The organism is Ascidiaceihabitans donghaensis, assembly GCF_900302465.1.
In the GTDB taxonomy this organism is placed as follows: domain Bacteria; phylum Pseudomonadota; class Alphaproteobacteria; order Rhodobacterales; family Rhodobacteraceae; genus Ascidiaceihabitans; species Ascidiaceihabitans donghaensis.
The window spans coordinates 24,124-48,312 of record NZ_OMOR01000004.1 but is presented as its reverse complement, the minus strand read 5'-3'; the positions used below and the strand labels follow the sequence as shown (position 1 = coordinate 48,312).

At 54.9% G+C, this 24,189-nt stretch carries 20 protein-coding genes and 1 pseudogene; 15 read left to right on the top strand and 6 right to left on the bottom strand.

Annotated features, from left to right (window positions below; translation table 11 throughout):
• From ASD8599_RS19920 to ASD8599_RS19895, 6 genes and pseudogenes are all read left to right on the top strand, one after another.
• Positions 1 to 288: pseudogene (locus ASD8599_RS19920) on the top strand (spermidine/putrescine ABC transporter substrate-binding protein); the annotation flags it as partial.
• Positions 289 to 362: 74 nt separating this feature from the next.
• A complete protein-coding gene (locus ASD8599_RS19915; RefSeq protein ID WP_108830534.1) occupies positions 363 to 1,226 on the top strand; it encodes an ABC transporter permease in 864 nt (287 codons plus the stop codon).
• A complete protein-coding gene (locus ASD8599_RS19910) occupies positions 1,223 to 2,023 on the top strand; it encodes an ABC transporter permease (RefSeq protein WP_108830533.1) in 801 nt (266 codons plus the stop codon). Before ASD8599_RS19915 ends, ASD8599_RS19910 begins: the two co-directional genes overlap by 4 nt.
• Positions 2,020 to 3,105: an ABC transporter ATP-binding protein gene (locus tag ASD8599_RS19905; RefSeq protein WP_108830532.1), complete on the top strand. Its 1,086-nt coding sequence runs from the start codon at positions 2,020 to 2,022 to the stop codon at positions 3,103 to 3,105. The genes ASD8599_RS19910 and ASD8599_RS19905 overlap by 4 nt, the downstream gene beginning before the upstream one ends.
• Positions 3,102 to 3,998: a polysaccharide deacetylase family protein gene (locus ASD8599_RS19900; RefSeq protein WP_108830531.1), complete on the top strand. Its 897-nt coding sequence runs from the start codon at positions 3,102 to 3,104 to the stop codon at positions 3,996 to 3,998. The genes ASD8599_RS19905 and ASD8599_RS19900 overlap by 4 nt, the downstream gene beginning before the upstream one ends.
• Positions 3,995 to 4,438, top strand: coding sequence for a nucleoside deaminase (locus ASD8599_RS19895; RefSeq protein WP_108830530.1), 444 nt, complete (start codon positions 3,995 to 3,997; stop codon positions 4,436 to 4,438). The genes ASD8599_RS19900 and ASD8599_RS19895 overlap by 4 nt, the downstream gene beginning before the upstream one ends.
• 8 nt (positions 4,439 to 4,446) lie before the next feature.
• On the opposite strand, the gene ASD8599_RS19890 is transcribed toward ASD8599_RS19895, so the two are convergent.
• The 3 genes from ASD8599_RS19890 to ASD8599_RS19880 are packed head-to-tail and all read right to left on the bottom strand — an operon-like array spanning position 4,447 to position 8,121.
• Complete coding sequence (locus tag ASD8599_RS19890; RefSeq protein ID WP_108830539.1) at positions 4,447 to 5,601, bottom strand: aromatic ring-hydroxylating oxygenase subunit alpha; 1,155 nt, start codon at positions 5,599 to 5,601, stop codon at positions 4,447 to 4,449.
• A 2-nt stretch (positions 5,602 to 5,603) separates the two neighbouring features.
• A complete protein-coding gene (locus ASD8599_RS19885; protein WP_108830529.1) occupies positions 5,604 to 6,584 on the bottom strand; it encodes an NAD(P)H-dependent flavin oxidoreductase in 981 nt (326 codons plus the stop codon).
• Positions 6,585 to 6,606: 22 nt separating this feature from the next.
• Positions 6,607 to 8,121 (bottom strand): class I adenylate-forming enzyme family protein, encoded by a 1,515-nt coding sequence (locus ASD8599_RS19880; protein ID WP_245926171.1) that lies wholly within the window; start codon positions 8,119 to 8,121, stop codon positions 6,607 to 6,609.
• A gap of 225 nt (positions 8,122 to 8,346) precedes the next feature.
• On the opposite strand from ASD8599_RS19880, the gene ASD8599_RS19875 reads away from it, so the two are divergent.
• The 3 genes from ASD8599_RS19875 to ASD8599_RS19865 all read left to right on the top strand — a co-directional run bounded on the left by ASD8599_RS19875 (position 8,347) and on the right by ASD8599_RS19865 (position 12,530).
• Positions 8,347 to 9,387, top strand: a complete 1,041-nt coding sequence (locus ASD8599_RS19875; RefSeq protein WP_108830528.1) for an aromatic ring-hydroxylating dioxygenase subunit alpha — start codon at positions 8,347 to 8,349, stop codon at positions 9,385 to 9,387.
• 69 nt (positions 9,388 to 9,456) lie between these two features.
• Positions 9,457 to 11,085, top strand: coding sequence for a CHAT domain-containing protein (locus tag ASD8599_RS19870; protein ID WP_108830527.1), 1,629 nt, complete (start codon positions 9,457 to 9,459; stop codon positions 11,083 to 11,085).
• Complete coding sequence (locus tag ASD8599_RS19865; protein WP_108830526.1) at positions 11,085 to 12,530, top strand: hypothetical protein; 1,446 nt, start codon at positions 11,085 to 11,087, stop codon at positions 12,528 to 12,530. The genes ASD8599_RS19870 and ASD8599_RS19865 overlap by 1 nt, the downstream gene beginning before the upstream one ends.
• A gap of 30 nt (positions 12,531 to 12,560) precedes the next feature.
• Here the strand turns inward: ASD8599_RS19865 and ASD8599_RS19860 are convergent, their stop codons facing one another.
• On the bottom strand, positions 12,561 to 13,571 hold the full coding sequence (locus ASD8599_RS19860; RefSeq protein WP_108830525.1) for a replication initiation protein: 1,011 nt from the start codon (positions 13,569 to 13,571) through the stop codon (positions 12,561 to 12,563).
• A 623-nt stretch (positions 13,572 to 14,194) separates the two neighbouring features.
• Here ASD8599_RS19860 and ASD8599_RS19855 point away from each other — a divergent pair.
• Positions 14,195 to 15,397, top strand: a complete 1,203-nt coding sequence (locus ASD8599_RS19855; protein WP_108830524.1) for an AAA family ATPase — start codon at positions 14,195 to 14,197, stop codon at positions 15,395 to 15,397.
• A complete protein-coding gene (locus ASD8599_RS19850) occupies positions 15,394 to 16,380 on the top strand; it encodes a ParB/RepB/Spo0J family partition protein (RefSeq protein ID WP_108830523.1) in 987 nt (328 codons plus the stop codon). The genes ASD8599_RS19855 and ASD8599_RS19850 overlap by 4 nt, the downstream gene beginning before the upstream one ends.
• A 66-nt stretch (positions 16,381 to 16,446) precedes the next feature.
• On the opposite strand, the gene ASD8599_RS19845 is transcribed toward ASD8599_RS19850, so the two are convergent.
• Together ASD8599_RS19845 and ASD8599_RS19840 are read right to left on the bottom strand one after the other, a co-directional pair.
• Complete coding sequence (locus ASD8599_RS19845) at positions 16,447 to 18,564, bottom strand: caspase family protein (RefSeq protein ID WP_108830522.1); 2,118 nt, start codon at positions 18,562 to 18,564, stop codon at positions 16,447 to 16,449.
• 12 nt (positions 18,565 to 18,576) lie between these two features.
• A complete protein-coding gene (locus ASD8599_RS19840) occupies positions 18,577 to 19,212 on the bottom strand; it encodes a hypothetical protein (protein WP_146188252.1) in 636 nt (211 codons plus the stop codon).
• Between the two features lie 149 nt (positions 19,213 to 19,361).
• Here ASD8599_RS19840 and ASD8599_RS19835 point away from each other — a divergent pair, with 149 nt between their 5' ends.
• The 4 genes from ASD8599_RS19835 to ASD8599_RS19820 are packed head-to-tail and all read left to right on the top strand — an operon-like array spanning position 19,362 to position 24,184.
• The gene (locus ASD8599_RS19835) at positions 19,362 to 20,657 is read left to right on the top strand and encodes a S1C family serine protease (RefSeq protein WP_108830520.1); all 1,296 of its coding nucleotides are present in this window, start codon (positions 19,362 to 19,364) and stop codon (positions 20,655 to 20,657) included.
• Positions 20,650 to 21,357: a response regulator transcription factor gene (locus ASD8599_RS19830; protein ID WP_245926170.1), complete on the top strand. Its 708-nt coding sequence runs from the start codon at positions 20,650 to 20,652 to the stop codon at positions 21,355 to 21,357. The genes ASD8599_RS19835 and ASD8599_RS19830 overlap by 8 nt, the downstream gene beginning before the upstream one ends.
• Positions 21,354 to 22,739, top strand: a complete 1,386-nt coding sequence (locus ASD8599_RS19825) for a sensor histidine kinase (protein WP_108830519.1) — start codon at positions 21,354 to 21,356, stop codon at positions 22,737 to 22,739. Before ASD8599_RS19830 ends, ASD8599_RS19825 begins: the two co-directional genes overlap by 4 nt.
• The gene (locus ASD8599_RS19820) at positions 22,739 to 24,184 is read left to right on the top strand and encodes a patatin-like phospholipase family protein (protein WP_108830518.1); all 1,446 of its coding nucleotides are present in this window, start codon (positions 22,739 to 22,741) and stop codon (positions 24,182 to 24,184) included. Before ASD8599_RS19825 ends, ASD8599_RS19820 begins: the two co-directional genes overlap by 1 nt.
• Positions 24,185 to 24,189: the final 5 nt, after the last annotated feature.

Genomic DNA, 24,189 nt, shown 5'->3' with positions numbered 1-24,189 from the left:
GAAAAAGCAGATCAGGTCAAAGACTTCATCCAATACATGATGTCGCCTGCCGGTCAGGTCAAATCCGCCCAAATGGCGGCCTACCCCGGCTTCTGCGTGACCAAAGCGGGCCGCGCCGCCCTGATCGAAGCTGATTTGGCCGAAGCCACTCGGTCCCACCAGATTGATGGTGATCCGCAAGACCCCATCACGCTGATCAAGGAAGGCCGCATCCACTACCGCGACATCCCGCAACAGCAGGGTCTTGAGGATTGGAACGACTTCTGGTCCGAATATAAAAACGCCTGATTTGGGTTCCGAAAAACTGGAAAGCAGGCAACCATAGCGTTGCCTCTTTTTGACCCATAGACTGAGTGTCTTTTATGCCTGCCAAACCGCGCCGCCTTTTCAGCTTGTATGCCATAACGTGGCGTCTGCCGATCATCATCTGGCAGTTTATCTTCTTTGTGGGCCCCGTTCTGTTCATGGTGGCGATGTCGTTTTTCCTGGTGAGAAACTACCGCATGACAGAGGCGTTCGAATTTGTGAACTGGTCAAAGATGCTGTCGCGCGGATACTTCTGGGACAGCTATTGGTACACCATTTTCATTGCCGCAGCAGCGACAGTTTGCGCGATGTGTATCGCCTTTCCTGCCGCGTTTGCATTGGCGTTTCGCGCCAGTGACGCCACCCGACGTTGGGCGATCTTCCTGCTGATTATTCCCTTCTTCACAAGCTATCTGGTGCGCACCTTTTCATGGTTTGTGATTTTGTCAGAGAGCGGCGTGGTGAACGGGATGCTGGGGTACGTCGGCCTTGGGCCCTATACGATGCTGAACACCAATTTCGGTACGCTTGTGGGGTATATGACGCTGACCTTGCCGCTGGTTGTGATCTTGCAAACTGTGACGATGGCCAACATCGACAAAAACCTGATCGAGGCGGCGCGCAATCTGGGCTGCAAACCCTTGGCGACGATCTGGCAGGTGATCCTTCCGCTGTCGAAAACGGGGCTGATCATTGCCGCGATCTTTTGCTTTATCCTGTCGTTCGGGGATTTCGTGGCCCCCTTCTATCTGGGCGGGTCACAAGAACCGACATTGCCGATCCTGATTCTTGATACAACCAAATCAGGGCAGCAATGGCCGCGGGCTGCCGTGGTGGCGATCATGATGATGGGAACATTGTTTGCCATCGCTTTCACCGGCATCGCGCTGGCCTACCGCAAGCGAAAGGGCGCGAAATGAACACAAGCCGTCCTGTCAATGTGATGCTTGGCCTATACGTGGCATTGGTCTTTGCCTTTGTGTTTGCGCCGATCATCTTCAGCATGATCTTTTCATTCAACTCGCAACGCTTCCCAACGATCCCTCTGGGCGACTTTTCGACCGAATGGTACGAAAAGATTTTTGCAGACCCGGACGTGTGGGAAGCGGCTCTAAACAGCTTGATTGTGTCTACGTCTACGGCCCTGATTGCCACGTTTCTTGGGTTTTGCACGGCCTATTCGGACTTTCGCTACAACTTTCGTTTCAAAGGCCCTTACCTTGCGTTGATCCTGTTGCCCCCCACCATTCCCCTGATCATCATGGCGTTGGCCATGCTGGCGTGGTTTTCCAAAATCGGCATGTCAGGGCAGCTTTATTCCATCGTCATCGCGCACAGCGTTCTGACGGCCCCTTTTGCGATGGCTGTAATCCGGCTGCGGCTGAACCAGATGGACCCCGACTTGGAAGCCGCAGCTTGGAATCTTGGCGGATCTGAATGGCAAACCATGCGCCATGTCATCATCCCGTTTTGCAAACCCGCGATTGCGTCCGCTTTGTTTCTGACAGCCGCCGTCTCATTTGATGAATTTGCTGTGTCGTGGTTTGTCTCGGGCCTGAACAAAACCCTGCCTGTGGTTGTTCTTGAGATCGTGCAAGGCAACATCGATCCACAAGTCAACGCCATTGGCACATTTGTGTTTCTTATTTCCATGACCCTCGTCGTGCTGGCACAAGTATTCTTTGCCGGCCGCCAACTGAAAAGCATCCGCCCATGACAGAACCTCTTGTCGTCTTTGATAAAGTCCAAAAAAGCTTTGACAGCTTCGTCGCCGTTAAAGAACTGGACTTTGAAATCCGCGAAGGCGAATTTTTAGCCATTATGGGGCCCTCGGGCTGTGGTAAAACCACAACGCTGCGCATGTTGGCGGGCTTGGACGCCCCCAGCAAAGGCGAAATCCGCCTGAACGGCCAGCTGATGAACGATGTGCCCCCGCATGAACGCGACACACCGCTGGTCTGGCAATCGCTGGCTTTGTTTCCCTTTCTCAGCGCACAGGAAAACGTGGAGTTTGGCCTGAAGATGCGCGGCGTTGGCAAAGAGGAACGCAAAACGCGCGCACTGAAATGGCTGGAAAAGATGGGCATTCTGGAGTTTGCAGACCGCGACATTTCCACCCTGTCGGGCGGGCAAAAGCAGCGCGTGGCGCTTGCGCGGTCGCTGGTGATGGAGCCGCAAATTCTGCTTCTGGACGAACCGCTATCAGCCCTTGATGCGCATCTGGTCATCCGTATGCAAGCCGTCCTGACCGATCTGCAACGCGAACTTGGCATCACCTTTGTCTACGTCACCCATTCGCAGTCCGAGGCCTTCGCCATGGCCGATCGCGTCATTATCATGGGCAAAGGCGAAATTGCCCAGATTGGCACCCCAAAAGACATCTATCGCGCGCCTGCAAACCAGTTCGTGGCGGAATTCGTGGGCCGCAATAACATCCTGACCGGCACCGTCGCATCCGTGAAAGACAGTACAGCCCGCATTGCCACCGCATCGGGTGATTTCACTGTGCCAACAAATGACGTGGCATTGGTTCAAGACCACCCTGCCAGCTTCGTGATTTCCGCCGATCTGGTCCACATCTCGATGAAAGAACCGACGGGCGAAAACAAAGCGTTCTGCAAACTGATCTCGGAAGAGTTCGTAGGCTCCATGGTCACACTGTTCCTTGAAGACGCCGAAGGTCAGGAATTCAAAGTGCAGATGCAAGAACGCGAACTGTCAAAATTCGACTTGCACAGCGGTGACGAAATTTGGCTGTCATGGGACACCGCCAGCGCACACGTCTTGAACGAAACATGATCCGCAATCCGATCCCTTGGCCAAACGGGGCCAAATGCGCCGTTGCAATCACGTTTGATATGGACGCCGACAGCCTGATCCACATCGCAAAACCCGAAGACAGCCACGACCGGCTCTATCCTATTTCCATGGGACGCTACGGGCCAATGGTCGCCCTGCCCCGCATCCTCGACACCTATCGTAGGTTTGAGCTGAAGCAGTCGTTTTTCATCCCCGGTTGGTGTCTGGAAACCTACCCCGATGTCGCCGAGGCCATCCTGAAAGACGGCCATGAAATCGGACACCACGGCTATCTGCACGAAGACCCCATCAAGACACGCGGGCAGCAGCGCACATGGTTTGAACGCACATTGGACGTGCATCAACGAATTTGCGGTCAACACCCCACCGGCTACCGTGCACCCGTCTACAACATCACCCAAGAGGTCGTTGATCTGATGATCGAACACGGGATGCGCTATGACAGTTCAATGATGGGCGATGACATTCCCTACCAGCTACAAACCAAACAGGGGGCGCTTTATGAAATGCCTGTCCATTGGGGCACCGATGATTGGCCGCTCTTCGCACATTACGACGAAATCGGGTATATGATGCCGGTGGCTGGGCCATCGCACGGCCTTTCCGGGTTCTGGGAAGAATTCGAGGCGCAGTATGATGCGGGCGGATTCTTTATGCTGATCATTCACCCGTTCCTCACGGGCCGTCTGGCGCGATGGAAGCAGGTAGAAGCCTGGATCGCCAAAACGCGCGAGACGAAAGATGTTTGGTTTGCGACTTTGGACGAAATCGCAGATCATATGGACAACTTGCAAAAACAGGGTCTGTGGCGCCCGTTCGTGGACCGCTTGCCCTATTACGATGGCCCCATTCTGAAGGATACGCCCAAATGAACGCTGACGACACCCGCCTGCTGCGCATCGCCTATGAAGAGGCAAAAGCCGGTTTTGATGAAGGCGGCTGCCCCATCGGTTCAGTGCTGGCGCGCGGGGGCGAAGTTGTTTCACAAGGCCGCAACCAGCGTGTGCAAAAAGGCGACCCCATCGCACACGGCGAAATGGATGCGCTGCGCAAGGCGGGGCGGCAAAAGACCTACCGGGACACCACACTTTATACGTCACTAAGCCCTTGCATGATGTGTTCAGGCACCATCATCCAATTTGGCATCCCGCGCGTGGTGATCGGGGAAAATAACACGTTTGGCGGCAACGAAGATTTCCTGCGCTCCAAAGGCGTTGAAGTCATCATCGCAGACGACCCGGACTGCACTGCTTTGATGCAGCGGTTCATTGAAGAAAAGCCCGAGCTGTGGGCCGAAGACATCGCCGAATAAACGCGACGCTACGCTGTCAATCGCCCGTCCAAGGCATCGTGGATGGCTTTTGTGCCCAATTGCAAACCGGTCTCGTAACGTCCGAACAGAAATTCGGTGTTAGCGCCTGTGTTCAAACCCTTTTGGATGTTTTCACCGATCTCGAAGTCTTCGCCAAACACGGTGCGGATCACTTGGTAATTCTTTTCCCAATAGCGCTCCGCCTTGTCGGATTGCGGGGCTTCGGGGATCAGCATCATACATTTGAAAATACACGTATCCACCCCTGTCGGAATGATGGTGTGAATGTAGACGTGATCCGTCATCACCTGCACATAGTTGCAGGGAAACAGATAATTTTGCGTCATGAAATAGGGACGGTGCTGCCAGTCTTCGGGCGCTTTGCCTTTCAGTTCTTCAATGGTCGGCAGGGGCACGGAATGACGTACATGCGGATATTTATCGACCCAAGAACTTTGATTGTCGAGATAGGCAGAACAAGCCGTGTGTTCGTGCGCGCCACAAAAGTGATAGGATTCCTGAAAGCCCTCAAGCGCCAGATGCCAATTCATTTTGCGGTCCAATGACCATGCTTTGAACACGGTATGGGATTCAAGCCCCAAGCCCCCCAGCTGCTCGGCCATAGGGGCAAGCCATGCGTCGATGTCGATCTCGTCTTCGCTGGCAGACGGGCGCACCCAGATCAGGCCGAACCGCTCGAAGGCGGGCAATTCGATCAGTCCCAGATCGCCTTTGTCGATGTCGCCAAAACCCGCAGCATGGGGCAAACCCCGCAAGGCGCCGTTCAGATCATAGGTCCATTTGTGATAAGGGCAGGAAAACGTCTTGACCTTGCCGCAAGCCCCATCCGTCAGACGCGCACCACGGTGACGGCAGACGTTCATGAACGCCTTGACCACACCGTCATTGTTGCGTGTGATCAGCAACGGCACACCAAGTTCATCGTTGGTGAAGTAAGACGCAGGTTCGGGCAGTTGTTCTGAATGGCCCATGATGATCGGGAACTTGCGAAACAGGGTATCCATTTCTTTGGCCAGCACGTCGGGATCTGTGTATGTCGAGACAGGATTGCGCATCAATTCGGGCTGCATGTCGGTGGTGCCCTGTTCCACATGCGCCAGGATGTCTTTGATGATCTGCGTTTCTTCAGTGCTGATACCCATGTTCATGTCTCCCCGTTCGTCAATGTTTGTGCGCCACCAAAGCGGCTGCCGCGGCTTTGATCGGCCACGGCTTTGTTATATTGCATCACCAAAGTTTCGACCGCTTCGGCAACGGTTTCGGCGCGGGTGATCCCGCCCACGCCTTGCCCTGCACTCCAAACATGTTTCCACGCTTTGGACCCTGCATGCATGTCACCTGAAAAATCAAGCGTGGCAGCCGCGCTCATGTCTTCGATTGCTATGCCGGCTGCCTCAACGCTGGCGCGCATCCAATTGCCCAAAGCCCCTGTGATAGCGCGGGATGCGATTAAGTCTTCCATCGTGCTTTGCCATACCATTTCGCGGTACGCGTCGGGGATCATGGTTTCCTGCGTCGCCAGAAGCCGTGTGCCAAGATAGGCAAAATCAACACCCAGATTTTCAACAGCGCGAATGGCACGGCCTGTGCCAATGCCGCCGCCGACGATCAATGGACCATCGAAAAAGCCGCGCACTTCTTCGATGAAAGGCAGCATCGCGTATTCACCTGTGTGTCCACCGGCCCCCGCGCATACCAGCACCAACCCATCGGCCCCTTTGTCCAACGCTTTGCGGGCGAATTTTGGCGATGTCACATCCGCAAAAACCAGACCGCCATAGGCATGAACCTCGCGGGTGACGCGGTGTGGGCCCCCCAAGGCTGTGATCACCAGATCGGGTTGGAATTCTTCAACCAACGCAATCTCGTCGTCAAACCGGCCATAGCTGCTGTGGGTGATCATGTTCATCGCCCAAGGCGCATCTTTAGGTCCGACACTGCTGGTGATTTGGGTCAACCAGTTACGCAAGTCCGCTGCCGTGCGTGCATTCGGGCCTGGAAAAGACCCCATAACGCCCGCCTTGCAGGCCGCGATCACCGTTTGCGGGTTGGATACCAGAAACATGGGTGCAGCAATTGCAGGCAGCACCATACGCGATTTCATTCCGTCGATTTTGGCAGTCATTTACAGGCTTTCACTTCAAATTCTACGTCGCTTTCAGGCCGCTTTGCAAAGCGCTTCGGTCCACTTTTCCAGCAGGTGTGAGGGGCATTTCCGGCAGTATTACAACTTCGGCAGGTTGCTTGTATGCAATCAGATTGTCACGGCAAAACGATGCGACGTCGTCTGCGGAAACATGCGACCGCAATGTGATAAAAGCCACCGGAACCTCGCCAGATCGCGGGTGCGCACGCGCAACAACACAAGCCCCGGACACGGCAGGATGGGTCAACAACAGCTCTTCGACCTCTCTGGGAAACACATTGAACCCGCTGACAAAAATCACGTTCTTCTTGCGATCCGTGATCGTTAGAAAGCCGTCAGCATCCAATGTGCCAATATCGCCAGTGTAGACAAAGCCATGTCGCAGCGCGATGGCGGTTTCATCCATGTCGCCGGTGTAACCGGTCATCATATGCGGGCCTTTGACGCGGATTTCACCCGCCTCTCCGACCTCAAGCACGGTATCGCCTGTTTCAAGATCAACGATTTCAATCACCGTGTCAGGCACCGCCTTGCCTGCCGATCCGCGCAGGATGCCATGTGCTTCGGTGTTGATCGAAATAGGCGCGATTTCGGTCATGCCGTAGCCTTCGTAAATCTTCAAATCTGTCGCCGCTTCCCACCGTCTGTGAACATCCAATGGAAAGGGTGCGCCGCCGCCCGGACAAATCCGCAACTTTGGGAACGTCGCGTCTGCGAATTTCGCAGACGACATCACGCCCTGATAAATAGCCGGAGGCCCGCCACCAAAGATCGTAACGCCTTCGTTGACCAGCATGTCCACGATCAAATCCGGCTGAAACCGGTCGGGGATCACAACGCCACCTGCGCGAATGATCGGGTTGGTCAGCCCCATTAAAAACCCGTAAATGTGCGTGAATGGCGCGACGGGCAACCAGATTTCATCCGCCCCCGTGCGCCACCCCCAGTCACCGCGTTCCATCGTGGCAACGATAGCGGCATTAGAATGTGGCACTTGTTTGGGCAGCCCCGTCGTGCCGCCCGAATACAAGATCGCCGCAATATCATCCGGTTCTGTGGGGTCGATTAAACGGGCCATGTCGACGGGGGCTATACCGACGGGGGCGAATAAATCATTCAACGCCCCTTCGGTCAGGATGCGGGTTTTTGCGCCGGGATGTACGCGATCAGACAGGATGACTGCGGCATCCAAATCGCCCAACAATTTGGCGATGGTGCTGTCGGGATGCCCATGGTTGATCAAAGCAGGTTTGCCACCTGCAAAGAGGATTGCGAAATACGCGATTAGAAACGCAGGCGAATTGGGCAGGATCAAAGCAACCGCCCTGCCCTGCACGTCCTCGCGTAATTCGTCCGCAAGGGTTTGAATGGCGCCCGCTGCTTGACCGTAATTAAGTGCCCCTGCAGCGCTTTTGCAGTACATTGCGTCCGGTGCGTGCTGTGCCGCGGCTTTGAACGCCGACGCGACAGTAACCGCCTGCATCTGCCATGCGTCTAAGCTTTTGTCTTTGCTCAAGGGCCCCATCCTCTTTCACGCCCCACCCTGTCAACACCGCCCAACCGGACCGATTGACATGATATGGAACAACAAGATCAACATCCCAGCGATCATATCGGCAATCGTAAACGGAACAAGGGCCTCAGCGGCATTGAATAACTACCTACACAGGCCAAGAAACAGCTTGTGGATCACGCTGGCTGCTGGTGAGATCACAGCGCCACGGATCAAAGGAGCCCACACATGTTTTTGAAAAATGCCTGGTATGTCGCCGCATGGGATCATGAGATCACGCGCGACTTGCAGCAAGTGATGGTGCTGGGTGAAAAAATCTGTGTTTTCCGTACGCAGAACGATGATCTGGTCGCATTGGAAGACGCTTGCCCCCATCGCAAGCTGCCTTTGTCCAAAGGCCGCATCAAAGGCGATACCGTCGAATGCGGATACCACGGGCTGACCTTCAATTGTGTGGGCCAATGCGTGTGGGCACCCGGATCGGGTGGCATTCCATCAAACGCAAAAGTGCACGCCTATCCCTTGCACGAGAAATACGGGCTGGTCTGGATCTGGATGGGCAACCCTGCGCTGGCAGACCCTTCCGAAATATTTGAAATCGAACACTACGACGACCCCGCGTGGGGCATCAATCGCGGGGCCGCGATGGAATTGGACTGCAATTATCTGTTGATGTGCGACAACCTGCTGGACCCGACCCATGTCGCATGGGTGCACCAAAGCAGCTTTGCCACCGATGCAACCAAGGACACCCCCTTGCGGATCAAGAAAAACGACGACGGCGTCATTGTGCATCGCTGGATGATGGATCACGAACCTGCGCCATTTTACAAAAAGGTCGTGGAATTTGAGGGCAATTGCGACCGCTTGCAGCATTACGAAGTGCGCTACCCGTCCCATGCTTTGATCAAGGCTGTGTTCACACCTGCGGGCACTGGCGGGGCAGATGGCCCGTTGCACGAAAAGACCTTCATCATGGACAGCTACAATTTCATGACGCCCACAACCGAAAGCCAAACCCGCTACTATTGGTTCCAACTGCGCAATATTCGCCCCGAAGACGAAGCCTTGTCCAAAATGATGACCGAGGACGTGCAACACGCCTTTGAAGAAGACCGCGCAGTGCTGAACGAGGTGCAAAAAGGCATGACGGACAAAACCACGCCGCACATCGATTTGCCCATTGATGGCGGGCAATTGCGGTTTCGGCGGCAATTGCAAGCCATGATCAACGAAGAACAACAGGTCGACAAGCAAATGGCCCAGTAGCGTCAAGCCGCACTCCGACTAACCGGATTTGTCACTTGACCAAGCCCGACACGCTTTGAATACTTTGGTATGAAAAAGTTTATTGTTGCTGTTATTTTCGCCTGCCACGCCATGTCTGCTTTTGCGCAAGACGGGGCAGATGCCTACGGGCAAGCCGACAAAATGTTTCAGGTCGCACAGGCTGTGCAAACCTCTCGGGCCGCGCGGGCTGTGCAACAAATTGCATTGCGCATCGCGGCCCGTGAAGCCGGGGCGCAAGACCTTGCGATTGCCCGACGCGACCTGACCCAGGAACGCGAACACATTCGGGCTGATCCCGATCTGGATCCCACCGCGCGGCGCTTGCGGCTGAACGAACTGGATGTGGCCATTCGCGCCAATGGTCTGGATCTGGCAGAGGCCTTCCCCGGCTACAACGACATTATCGCCCCTGTGCCTTTGACCGTGGCGCAAGTTCAAGCGGCATTGGACCCCGACGAGGCGTTAATCTTGCTGCACCAAGCCCCGCAGAACCTATTCATCTGGGTCATGGGGCGCGATCTATTGTTGTGGCAACGAGTGCCCGCAACATCAGGCGACGCCGCTGATCTGGTGGGCCGGTTCCGGCAAGAAATGGGGCTGGATGGTGGGGTGCTTCGTGGTGCTGCGGCATTGGATGACGACGCGGAAGACGGCGCCGAAGACGGGGCGGATGACCCGCAAGACGTCACGCTGCGCCGCGGGTTCAATACATCCCTTGCGCACAACATTCACCAGCTGATTTTTGGTCCCTATTGGGATCAGTTGCAAACCATCAACCACCTGCGCATTGTGCCAGATGCGGCGTGGATCGGACTGCCGTTTGCTGCTCTTTTGACAGACATCGAAGACACAATCGAAAATCCCACTGCGCAGGATTTACGCGACGCAAGCTGGGTGGCACGCACCCATGCGATCACTTTGATGCCCTCTGTGGTGTCTTTGCTTGCTGTCAAATCTGCAGCATCCGATCCGGGAAATCTGCCAACGCCAACCCTTTTGGCGTTGGGCGATCCCGTATTTCAAGGCACGTCCTCAGCGGCAGACGTTGCACGCAGCGGTGACGATAAAATCGACATCACCGCATTGGCCCCCCTGCCCGGCACACGCCGCGAAGTACGTGCCATCGCTGCAACGTTTGCGCCCGATAAAGCGCAGGTCTTATTGGGTGCGCAGGCTTCAGAAACCGCGTTGAACGCTATCGACCTCAGCACCCAAGACGTCGTTGTTTTCGCCACACACGGATTGATATCGGGCGAATTGCAAGGTTTGGATGAACCCGCCCTTGCATTAACACCCCCGCTTGAGCCGACACCCGGCGACGATGGATTGTTGAAAGCAGGCGAAATCGCCGGACTTACGTTGAACGCGGAATGGGTGGTTTTGTCTGCGTGCAATACAGCAGCCGGTGACGGCGAAGGCGCAGAAGGACTATCAGGGTTGGCCAGTGCTTTTTTCGCAGCCGGCGCCGAAGCGCTTTTGGTGAGCCATTGGCCCGTACGTGACGATGCCGCAGCGCGGCTGACAGCCGGGGCATTCGCACAGATGCGCAAGACCCCGGATCTGCGCAAAGCAGAAGCCCTGCGTAGGTCCATGTTGACGCTTATGGAAGATGACAGTGACCCGACCTTGGCCCATCCCTTTGCGTGGGCGCCGTTCTTTATGGTGGGGAACTCGTGATGCGGTTTCTTGTTTCCATGGTGCTGGTCTTAGCAATGTCTACAGCCGCTGTTGCCCAGACCCTGACAGCACAGGATGTGCTTGACCGTTTCGACGCAGAAATCGACGACAAAGGGGCGCTGCGTATGGACGCCTATCTGACGCAATCACTGCGCGAGGCCAAAGCGCAAGGGACACTGAAAGATCCGCTTTGGGCGCGCGTTATGCTGGTAAACGGTGTTTTGATCCTGTCGGGGCTGGCCCGCTACGAACGCGGCATGGGCTTGCTGGATGAAGGGGCCGCACTTGCGAAACAGTCAGGCGATACCGACACACGCGACGCCATCCTAAGCTATATGGCATATTATCACGCGTGGTTCGGAAATGACGCGGCAGCGCAGGCAATTGTGGCGCAGATGGCTGTCCATCCGCTTGACGTTCTGATTGAGCCCGAAAGAAACGAACTGCGCACGTTGCTGGATGCCCCTGTGGCCCCGAACGAAAGCCCCGGTTTCACACGCGCAACCGAGCTGATGCGCGAATCTTCGGATGTGTTTGAAACAGGCGACTACGAACAGGCAACATCACTGTTGCGCGGACTGCGTATGCCCCCGCCGCTAGATGATGATCCCATGGTCCGGGTTTCGAACGCAATCCAAAGCGCAATGATGGCCATCTACGCCCAAGTTCAAGGCGACAATCAGGCCGGCCAGCACTACGACACCGCCTTTCACGATCTGGTCGATCCCAAGTCCACCGCCCCTGCCCTGCGCCCCGAACTTCTGAATGATCCCGCTGTGCGTGATCTACTGGCCAGCGCCATTAGCATACTTGCAGCGAACACTGCCGCAGACAGCCCCCGCGGAATACTTTTGCAGCGCTGGATGACGCAGGCGTCTGATGGTCTTGCAGCGCAAGCCGATCTTAACCTAGAAACCCGGATACGACACGCCCGCGAGGCCCGACAGTGGGACCGCGCCGCTAATTTAAGCTTACAAGCGTTGGACGCAGACGGGTTGGACCTTGAAGACCGCCTTAGACTGGAAGCCGACGTTCAAATTTTGCGGGCCAAAGCCGCCATACAGCGCGGTGCAGCAATTGATCATGATGCGCTGACCACTGCCTTTGTGAATGTGTTTAATGAAGACAGCATGCAAATCTTTGCGCGCTCCGCCATCGCTTCCGAAATTCTTGTCACCTTTGATCAGGCCGGACATTTCCATCTTGCCAATATTGTGGGCGTCGCTTTGCATGATTGGGTGCAAGCACTGAGCAGACGCGCCGATCAATCGGGCGAAGCCATCAGCGTTCAGGCACAATATTGGCGCAACGCGGGGTCTTTGACAGTGCAGACCGGATTTGACGCGATGCTTTCGCCATTGGACGGATCAGAGGGCCCACCCGGATTGTGCCAGGATATCATCGGAATTGAAGTCTGCACCGCAGTTTTGCAGCTGCCCCAGTAAATTCTGCTACTCTAAGCCGCGAAGTAGAGCCTATATGGGATTGGCTTCAGCGAATTTCCTGAAAAATGCCAGAAACGCGCGATCCGGGTCTTGTGGCGCATCTTTGCCTGCAGACCATGCCCGCCACTCACCTTCCACATGATAAATATCATAACCTGCATACCGCAGTCGCGCTGTTTCATACGTCTCGGATCGCAGGCTTGGCCCCTTCTTGTCCAACCACGCCGGACGCGGCTTTATGTCTTCAACTTTACCTTTGGTGCGGGCTTTGCGCCCTACTTTGGAAAAGCTCAATTCGCGTTCGGCTTCTGCTGTGCTTTTGGCGTCTTTGGTCCACCACCGCAATTCCACATGGGTGACACGCCGTCCCGTTTTAACCGGTTCAACAGCAACAACATAATCGCTGAGCGCGTTCACTTCTTCCAAGGCAGGATCAATCGCACGCAATTTAAGGTTGGACCAGCTGGCCAGCTTGCCTTTCGGAACACCCAGAACGCCGCGCAAATCCTCAAGGCTGAATTTTTCAGACGACCGCCAGCGCAACTTGCCACGCTTCTGGATCATCTCGTACAAGGTCAGGGCGTATTTCGAACTTAGCGCAAACATCACTTCGCGCTGAAGCCGTGCAAAAACGGTGCTATCTTTGATGATATTGCGCAGCCGCGATGGAATTTCATATTCAAACAACCCGTCGCGCCGTGTTGTTTCGATGTTGCCGCCCAACAGCTGCACGCGTTCAATCGCGGGTTCCCCGTCGCGCATCACACGCACCTTGACGATGGAAGCCATCAACCGTTCGATGGATTCACCAACCCGGTCATTTGAATTATGAGAGCCCCGCAAGTCACTTTTGGAAATCATATGGGTCACAGGGCGTTCAATCGCGTCCCACGCGTTTTCCAGCAGCTGGTTATAAATACGGCGGTCTGCCAAAGTCAGAGGCGTGACCTCAACAAGATCAACCAACTCGCCGGGTTTTACCAGCGTCTCTGCGTTTGGTCTGGCATCGACCGTGCGTATGGGGCGATCTTTGGGCGCCATCTCTTACCTGTGTTCGCTTACTTTTGTATGCTGTTAAGTGTAAGATATCAGAAATAGAGGTCTTGGTAAATCACCCAAAACGTAAGTTTTAAATAGCGACTGATTCGGAAGCCGAATCGCAATGCTTTGATAAGAATACACTTTTTTTGCTGTAAAATCCCCTATACTGAACCACCCAATAGGTAAGAGTTAAAGTGCATCCTAAACGTAAGAACAGCGATCCCACTGCGTAAGGTCAAACATCCCATTACGTATGCCAAGCCAGCCCAATACGTAAGAGATAAAGGGTTTTTCGTCTTTATAACAGATACTTACACTGTATGAACTAGAACTATATGAATTAGAAAAGACTGGTTTTTCAAATTTGGTTTTAAAAGATTTTTGGATTGACCGATTCATATTACAAACCCCGTTACGATCAGCCGAAACTTACAAATTGGGCAACAAGCTGCCTATCGGGCAATAAAGCTCCATCTTTTGCTCCGGTACCACGCGAATTTCCAACACTGTGGTGCCACACCTGCAAGGTGCGGTTTTTGGACAAACATGCCTAAGAATTCGCACTTTACCCAAGAACCATTTATCACCATGATTCGAAGGACACTTCCAAGATGGTAACATAGATGCAAAACCCTGCCCTGCCCCCTGTCACTTTAGATGATCTGGAAACCCTCGCGACACGCGCATCAACCGTCATCGGACGGCTGCGGGAACGCGTGTATGCCCCGGGGGCTGACAAGACATTGGACTTGCGGTTCAACATGCGCAAAGCCGCGGAAATGGTCGGTCGCAGTGAAAAAGCAATCCGTGATGCTGAAGATGACGGGCGCTTGCCTGAACCTGATAAAGACCCAACCACAAATCGTCGCACCGGATACGCGCTAACCGATATCAACCGTATGCGCACTTTGTTTGGAACATTGCCACATCGGGCCGATACCGATGAGGCCCTTGTTTTGGCAATCCAAAATTTCAAAGGCGGCGTGGGCAAATCAACGGTAGTTTGTCATCTTGCGCAGTATCTTGCGCTTAAAGGATATCGGGTGTGCGTGATTGATTGCGACAGTCAAGCCAGCACAACAAGCGTTTTTGGATTGAACCCTGACGTGGATGTCGACGAAGACGAAGACACCCTTTACCCGTTTTTCCGTCACGGCGGCCCATCGTCTTTACACTATGCTTTACGTGCAACCTACTGGCCGAATGTCGCGCTTATTCCTGCGAACCTTGGCCTTTATGACGCCGAATATGAATTCGCTGCCCGCATGGTGCGCGAACAAAGTTTTGTTCTGGACCGTTTGCGTTCTGGCATAGATACCATCAAGGATCAGTTCGACGTCATTCTTCTGGATCCGCCCCCTGCCCTTGGCATGTTGTCGTTGTCTGTGTTGCGTGCGGCCAATGCCTTGGTGATCCCAGCACCTCCGAACAATATTGATTTTGGATCAACAGCGCATTTCCTTAAGATGATGGGTGCGACGATGCATGAACTGGCACAGGCTGGTGGTGCCCGCGAATATGCATTTTTGCGCATTTTGGGGACTAAAATGAACGACAATAAGTCGGCGCATGTCGCTATCAAACGGATGATGGACGCTGTGTTCCCTATGGACATGATGCAGGCCGTTTTGAAAGACAGCGCGGAAATCGACAACGCCTCTGCAAACCTATCGACGGTCTACGAAACCACTGGGCCGGCGACACGCACAGAAACGCACAAACGATGCCGGGCTTATCTGGATGCGGTGAACCGCGAGATCGAAGTTCTGATCCGTAAAACATGGCCAAGTCACTATCCCGCTTTGCGAAAGGAAGGACTGTTATGAACAAAAAACACGACGCACTTTACGACGATGTGTTGGGTGGGCTGGACGACATGGCCCCTTCAAAATCTGCCGCACGATCCAGTCGTTTTTTGAAAAGATCTACTACGATTGCAGATCAGGTTGCAGGCGATATAGAAGAAAAAACACTGCGATGGGTGGACCCCGCAGAGTGTCAGATGTGGGAACGTCACAACCGCGACTACGCCCTTTTGACCGAAGAAAACTGCCGCGATTTAATTGATGGTATTCGGTCACAAGGCCGGCAGGAATTCGCGGCCATTGTGCGTCCCCTACCCGATGGACCGCTACGCTACGAAGTGATTTGCGGGGCCCGTCGTCATTTTGCTGTAAGTTGGTTGCGGGCGCATAACTATCTGCAATTCAAGTATCTGGTCGATGTCCGTGAAATGACCGACGAACAAGCGTTTCGTCTGGCAGACATTGAAAACCGTGACCGCGAAGACATCTCTGATTATGAACGCGCCATTGATTATGCGGATGCGATCGCGCGTTATTATGGTGGTAAACAAAAGGCGATGGCAGAACGGCTAGAGGTCAGCCCCCCCTGGTTAAGCCGCTATTTATCACTGGCAAATTTGCCGTCTCAAATCGTTGCAGCCTTCGCATCTATTCGTGATATCAAAGAACGCCATGCGCGTGATTTGAAGCCGCTGATTGCCGAAAAAAAGTCTTTAAGCGTTTTGATAGAGACGTCAAATTCAATCGCTCAAGCGCAAGAAGACGCGCGCAATGGGATGGGCCGCCCTTTGGATGGTGTTGAAGTCATGAAGCGTCTCAAGGCGGCCTGCAAGCCTGCCACTGGGTCAAAGCCGACCCATGAAAAAACCTATCGTCGTACGGCGGGTGATGTTCCGATCACTGTCCGCAACAAAGGCCGTCGCACTGTGGTAGAATTTGACAGCTCAATAGGAAGTGCTGCTTTGCGGGCTGCTTTGGAAAGCTTCTTGGATGACCGGAAATAGAAAATTGCCCATGGGCAATTTTCGTTCCTAATGGGTGAAGGTGAGGAAGTTGCCCATGGGCAATTTTCATTTTTTGGTATCTGGCACAGTATCGATCTCGAACTGCAAAATCACAGGTTCCGGTCCGCTGTCTTCATCAAGTGAAACCGCGCCTCGGGTCGTTTGGCCAAATCCTGCCGTCCGCAGGGCATTGGCAAAGTCGGAACCTTGTTCCTCTGTTCCGCGCAAAATCTCTACGGCGCTTTGGCCCAGAAACCTAAGATCCTCGATCTCTGATTGGGCTTCTGCCGGGGACAAAATCACCACAACACGATCGCGGCCAAATGTGTCGTTCGTGACGCGAAACAGCCCCTTTTTTAGGGTGTCACCGGGTTGTAACCGACCGCGGAAAAAATGGGTGATCGAATAGTCCACGCCAATATGCAAAATATTGGCATCTATCGGAAAGGCTTCGCCGTTGTGTGCCAGAACGTGCACCTGGTCATTTGGCACAAGGATCGGTACGGCTGTGGTATCCAAAGTGCGCAAGTCGGGTTCCTGTCGGTTTTTGGTTTGCAGTTCTAATTCAACACCAAGTTCCGCGTTGTCGAAATGCCCGCCCATGCGCATTAGGTTGATGGCACGTCCCATGCGTTCCAGATTGTCCAGCAAAAGCGTCGCGATTTCCGCCCCACTTCGGTTTGCAGTGCCGACCGATGGTATCGACATTTCTTGATCCGAAGAAAACAGACCAGAGCCGGACAGCATCCAGATAGCGTCAGGGCGGGAGCTGTCGGGCATGATAGACAATCGCACATCAGCATCCAGTCCGGGGTCAACCATCAAAAGGCGCCCATTGAAATCTTTTTCGATCTGCACCAATGCGTCGGTGACATCCGCGCTTAAGATGCCTTTTGGGCGGGCGACGCGCAGGGTAAAATCCACGCGACTTGAAAGCTTACGTGCAAAGCTGCCAGTCGGAAGATCATATGGATCAAAGGCCGCCAGTTCTGCGTGCGTGATAGGGTTCAATTCAGTTGAAAACGTATCTGTAGATAGAACTTCAACATAGCCAATCGCATCCATTGTGGCGCTTGCGGCGGTGGGCAGAACGGCAAGAATTTCACCTGTCTTTAAGCCATGCAACGCGCCAGCATTCAAGGATAAACCAAATTCACCTTCGCGCACGGGCCACTGCAAAACCTTTTCACCGGGAGTTCCCGAAAAGATATGCGCGTCCAAATCTCCCTCGAACATTGGCGTGGACAAGGCGAGGTTTTGAACGGCGTATTTACGCAAAACTTCTTGCCCCAATTGCCGATATGTCAGGTTTGGATTTTCGGCCATGGTCTCAAACAAGGTGTAGGTGAAAACACCAAGACTTTTGCGTTCGGGGTCGCCGCGCGGCAGGCGCTTTTCAGGGGTCGTTTCATTTGTCTGTGCGGCGTAGAACGCAACGAACGCACCAGCATCTTGGCCAGCAGCAACGGCATCTGCGACGGGGCTGGGGGGGCGGTTGCGCGGATTCGAGGGCAGGCCGCGTGATGCGGCGGTGTCCGCCGCCATCAACGCGCTGGCTGGCACACCCAAGGAATCCGGTGCCAGTTTGCGCAACCTGACGTCGTCTGCGTCCGCTGGGGCGCCCCGCGTCACTGTGCCCGAATGGCAGGCGTCGAAAACAGCCCAAACTGTGGCGCCTGTATTACGTAATCCTGCAATAAGCGCACCGATTTCATCGTCGACCAACCCATTTTCGACGGAGCCGATTGTATCATCCCATGGTCCGATATCGATGGGCAGAAACATCTCATCCAACCCGTCAGTTTCGCTGTCTGGATCCGCTGCTGGTGTTTGTGTGCCATGACCGGAAAAGTGCAGGTAGACGAAATCGCCCGGCTGCAGTTTGGCCTGCAACGTCGCAAAAGCGTCTCGAATACCTTGCAAGGTCGGATCGCCGTCAGATGCTGTGACACCATCTGCCAACATGATCACATTGCCTTCGGGGAAGGGGACCGGGGCGGTGGTGGTCAGATAGGTCTTAACCAGGACAGCATCGTTGGCCGGACCCCGCAGCCAGAATTTTTCGTCCAGATTGGTGTAAGTCGACGCGCCCACAACAAGCGCGTGATTGTCTGCCCACAAAGGGTGTGCCGTCAGCATCAAAATGGCCGCAGCACCCAAGCGCCGCATCAAATTACATCGCATGTGTGCGTCCTATCAGTTGGTGATGAGGGAGTATTGAACCGAACGCCCTGACATATTTTGCACATTGATACTGAAATCCCCTGCGGTGCGGGGCTGCCATCCGCAATAGGCGATTGCGCTGGTGTCGGTGTCCGAACATACAAGACGGCCTTGGGCGTCACGGATGGTCAGGTTCAGGTCGCTGCTGTCTTTGGCTTCGACGTAGATTTCCGCGTATACGCCCGCATCGAAGGGCACAGCACCATAGGTGTCGGTTTTCTTGGGGGCGATGGTGGCAGTATTGAACACCGGCCCACCGGTTACGCCTTTGGTGGTTTCGGCCGCGGCATCTTCGATCACGCCCAGCAGCAATGGATCACTTGCGGCGAAGTCGTAGGCAAATTGCAGCATTTGTTCAGGGTCAAGAACACTGCCGGTGTCATCAGGCGTGCCGCCGTCTGGTGTGCGATCCGACGGTGTCAGGTTCAAGGTGCTGCGCAATTTTGCGGCGGCCAGAACCATAAGGGCGTCGCGCTGTTCCAAGCCAATGTCAAACAACACGCGACTGGCTTCGGCGCGTTTGATGGCGCTTTGTGTGGCCTGTGCCGACAATGTGGAAGCGGGCAGGGACAGGGTTGCTGTGAAAAAGGCTGTCATTAAAAAGCGCATAATATCCTCGTTGAATGAACCGAATTGCATCAAAGGGTAGTAGCGGCCAGTTGCTCTGCCAAGCGCCCAATTCAAACATGACAGCATTTTTCACGGGTTTTCATAAAACGGAGGGTCTAAGTTGATGTCAGTAACGAAGAAGGTGATTTATGCGTTTGATAACATTAGCTATTTTTATAACGCTCGGGTGGTTTGCGCCTGATGCGGCCCGCGCGACAAATATGACAAAGGCCACGACGGACCGCGTTTTAGCGTCCACTGTCATTGTGCGCAGTGACGATGGAAGGAACCGCTTCTTGGGGTCTGGATTTGTTGTCCGCGATAAAAAAACAGTTGTGTCGAATGCGCATGTGATTGGAAATGCGGGCCGTGTCATGCTGGTGTTTCAAGACGGAACGCGTATGGCGGCGCGGGTGATGCGTATCGACAAAATGCTAGACTTGTCAGTGTTAGAGACTGAAAAAGCGACGTCTGTCGACCCTTTGCAGTTGGATGTCGGCGCTGTACATCCCGGTCACACTGTTTATGCCACTGGCGCCCCCTTGGAGGCGGGTTTCAGTTTGACGGCGGGTATCGTGTCAGCACGCGCACGTCAGGTCGACGCCACGCAACCGCTGCTTTACGTTCAGCACTCCGCGTCCGTTAATCCAGGTTCAAGCGGTGGGCCATTGTTGAATTTTCAGGGCGGGGTGTTGGGCGTAAACACCCGCATCAGCGATGGGTCGCGTTTTTTCGTGGGCATCGCTTACGCCATATCAGCAGCTGACGTAAGCGAGTTTCTATCTCGGGAACCAGGGCCCGAAATTTTGGCGCCGGGAATGAAGGTACGTCCGTTTTCGCCCCGCATCCGTACGGCGCTTGGCTTTGAGGGGCAGGGGGTTCTGGTTGATCTTGTGCGTCCAAACAGTCCCGCGTCACGGGCAGGGATGCAGGCTGGCGATATTCTGACGGTGTACGGTGCCACGCAAATCACAACGCCCGGTGATTTGGCATTTGCGCTGCGAAAGTCCAATATAGACACTGATATTGAGGTCATCCGCGAAAATCGTACCATCACTTTGACGGTGGACCGCACACCGTTGCCGGCCAGTTTGAACGCGATGACCACAAACGCCGCTGAGGCGATAGAGACCTACGGATTTGCAGACATGGGTCTGACGATCAATGTCATGGGCACAATTGATGCAGTGTCATCAAACGGGACAGGGTTCTTCGTCGGCCTGAGCAAAGGCGACCGCATTGATGCAATCAACGGGCGGGGGGTGGAAACCTTCGGTCCGGATTGGCCGCAAACCTTTCAGTTTGACGAACCGCTTTTGTTGCGTATCGTTCTGCCCGACGGGGCCACGCAGCATTACATGCTGGATCCTTGGGATGACGGTGTGGGGTTGCGTCCGTCCAGTGGTGCGAATGTGTTGGATCAAGAGGTGGTAAGTTTTGACTGATCGCAGTGCCACAGTTCTTGTTATTGAAGACGATCCCGAAATGATGTGCGCTTTGTGCGACGCCTGCGATGATCTTGGACTGTCCGCTTTTGAGGCCACGACCTTTGCACAAGGGCTTGCCATCGCGCAGGCCCATCCTGTGGCTCTGGCTATCGTCGACCGCTTGCTTCCGGATGGCGATTCAGTGGACATGATCGGGGAATTACGGGCGCTAGGCCAGGTGCCTGTTGTCCTTATGGTGTCTGCACTGGCCCATGCTGGCCATCGCAGCCATGGTTTGGATCGTGGGGCGGATGATTATCTGGCGAAACCGTTTGATGCGGAAGAATTGCGGGCCCGCATCCGGGCTTTGATGCGGCGCGGGCGATCGGAAAACACAGGCAACGATTTTCTGGTGTTCGGAGCATTGGAAATTCGCATGCGTGCCCGCACGGTGCATCACGGTCAAACCCATATTCCCATTTCCCCCAAAGAGTTCGATCTGCTTTTGTATTTCGCCCAAAATGCAGGGACGCCTCTTAGTCGCATGCAGCTTTTGGAACACGTCTGGAACCTGAATTTTGATCCCCAGACCAATGTTGTGGATGTCCACGTAGGTCGGTTGCGGCGCAAGTTGGAAAGCCAAACGGGGCGGGATTGGATACACACGGCGCGGGGCACAGGGTATTGGTTTGGGCCGGCCCCTGAAAGTCGCCCATGACAGGCCTGTTTTCTGGCAGCCCGTTTCGCACCGCGTTGATTGTGGCTTGCGTGCCGCTTGGGCTGGCCGTGCTTGGGGTTTGGGTGGTGTATGGAGTTTTGGAAAACCGGCTGATCCGCGCCACCGAAGACCGGTTGCAGGCAGAGGTGCAGGGGTTCGCCGCGCTTTATGATCAGCGTCGCATCGTATCGTTGCGAGAGGCCATCGCGTACCGTGCCGACAAGGGTGATCCGGCCGGCAGTATTTACGTTTTATTGGACCGCAATGGAAAGATGCTGGCTGGCAATCTGGCGGATTGGCCTGCAGGGGTCAAAGTGCCCGAAGAAGGCACCGGACCGACACAAGGCGACCGTGTGGCTGTCGGGGCAGGGGGGGACCATCTGGTGTCCTCTCAAGGGCTGCGGGGCGGATTCCCTGTGCTTGTTGGCGTCAGCTTGAACCCTGTCGATCAGACCCTAACACGCATGCTTTGGGTGCTTTGCGGGTTTGGTTTGGCGATGCTGATGGCCGGTTTGTGTGCGGCATGGTTGACCGCAAGCGCGGCCCGCAACCGGATTGCTGCAATGAACGCTGATCTATCGCGCATTGGCGGTGCAGGGGGGGTGGCCGCGCGGCTTGGGGGGCTTGATGGAACAAGCGAACAAAGCGCGTTGGTGGGACATATAAATGCGATGCTGGACCGGATTTCGCATCTGTTTGATGCGCATCAACGCCTTGGAAATGTCGTGGCACACGAAATGCGCACACCGTTGTCGCGTATCCGGACGCAGCTGGACCGTCTTGATCTGGACGATGTGTCCCGCGCAGGGTTGGACGAGGAAATCCGCAACACCATTCGACTGTTCGACAGTCTTTTGTCGATTGCGCAAATGGATGCGGAGGCGGGGCGCTCAGAGGGGCTTGTTCCGGTGGATCTGTCCGCAATTTTGCGCGGCCTGCAGCAGCTATATGACCCTGTTGCCGAAGATGCGTCACGCCATCTGGAGGTAGAGGCTGGTGTGGATATGATGTTGTTGGGCGATCCCGATTTGTTGACCCAATTGTTTTCAAACCTGATCGAAAACGGGCTGAAATATACCCGTCCGGGCGATACGATTTCCGTAACTCTGACCCGCACTGACCAACGGATCATATCGCGTGTGGCGGACACGGGGCCGGGCATTCAAGCTGACTTAAAGGCGGATCTGTTTACGCCGTTTGCGCGTGGGGCAAATACGCAGAAAACACCGGGCCATGGTTTGGGGCTGTCTTTGGTGCGGGCGATCGCATTGCGGCATGGCGCACGACCAAGGGTTGCAGAGGTTGAAAAAGGGTTTGCAATAGAAATCGATTGGCTCCACCTTTCCATGCATTCTGGCGATCGAATTTCAGAGAGTTCTTAATGAAAGCGTTTCTAACTGTTTTATGCGCCTTTTGCCTCGCGGCTTGTGCAGCATGGAATGCGCCGATAAATCCAGCAGCTTTGCAAGAGGATACAGCGGCAGAACCCGCATTCGGTGGTGAAGTTCTGGGCCGTGATGACGTGTTTATCGGGTTGGCGTTTTCGGGTGGCGGGACACGCGCATCGGCGTTTTCCCACGGTATGTTGCAGGCGTTGCAGCACGCGACGCAAAGCGACGACAATCCCGACGGTTTGCTGCGCCATGTGCGGCTGGTCACGGGCGTTTCCGGGGGCTCTGTTACGGCGGCGTACTTCGGGCTGCACGGTCCGAAAGGTGTTGATGCTTACCGTGACATCTATCTTGTTAAGAACGCCGAAAAATATATGGCAACGGCGGCGTGGAACCCGTTGGTTCTGGCGCGTGGTCTGGCGGGCGGTGTCAATTCGCGCAAGACATTTGCGCGTTTTCTGGACGAAAGCATTCTGGGCAATGCCACCTTCAAGGATTTGTGGGCCGCAGATCATGCCACGACTTGGATCAATGCGTCCGATGTTGCCAACAACACGCCTTTCCTGTTCAGCAAAGAAACCTTTGATGCGCTGTGCTCTGATTTGGCCGGATTGCCCCTAAGCGAAGCCGTTGCAGCCTCTGCCGCGTTTCCGTTGGTGTTTACGCCCATCACATTGAAGGTGCACAACGAAGGGTGCGCCTATTCAGAACCAGATTGGTTGACGTCGGCACGGTTCAACCCCGAAAGCACAAGCGCGTTAAAAGCCTATGGGCAAATGCTTGAAACGTACCGTGACCCTGAAAAGGTCAAGCTGGTGAAGCTGCTGGACGGCGCAATCACAGACAACTTTGGCACCACAGGCATGTCTGTGGCGCGGGCAAAGTCCGAAACGCCCTTTGGCCCGATGTCCGAAGAACAGGCAGTGCGCGTCAACCGCATGTTGTTTTTGGTCGCCAACGCAGGCACGCAACAAGATTACAAATGGACCCAACGGTTGAAGGGACCGGGGGGCATTCAGTTGGGTCTTGCCATTGCCAATTCATCTATGGGGGCCGCAACCCGCGTTGGGTACGATGTTTTGCGTTTGACGTTGGATGATTACGCCGAAGATTTGATCGAATGGCGATGTGGGTTGCCTGCGTCTCGCGTGCGGGCTTTGCGCGGGACCTTGGCGGGATGGGACTGTCGAGATGTGAAGCTTTTCGTGGGGCAGGTGGCCTTTGATGTGTTTGACGCGGATCGCCGTGCCAAGCTGGACGAGGTGCCGACACGGTTGCGTTTGCCCGAGGATCAGGTGGATTTGGTCATTGCCGCTGGCACCGACGCCACGCGCCTGAATTCCGATTTCAATGGGTTTCTACGGTCCATTGATGCGATCGAGACGCCGACCACAGCCAGTCGGATCACGCCGCGGCGTATCACCCCGTCCAATTGATGAAT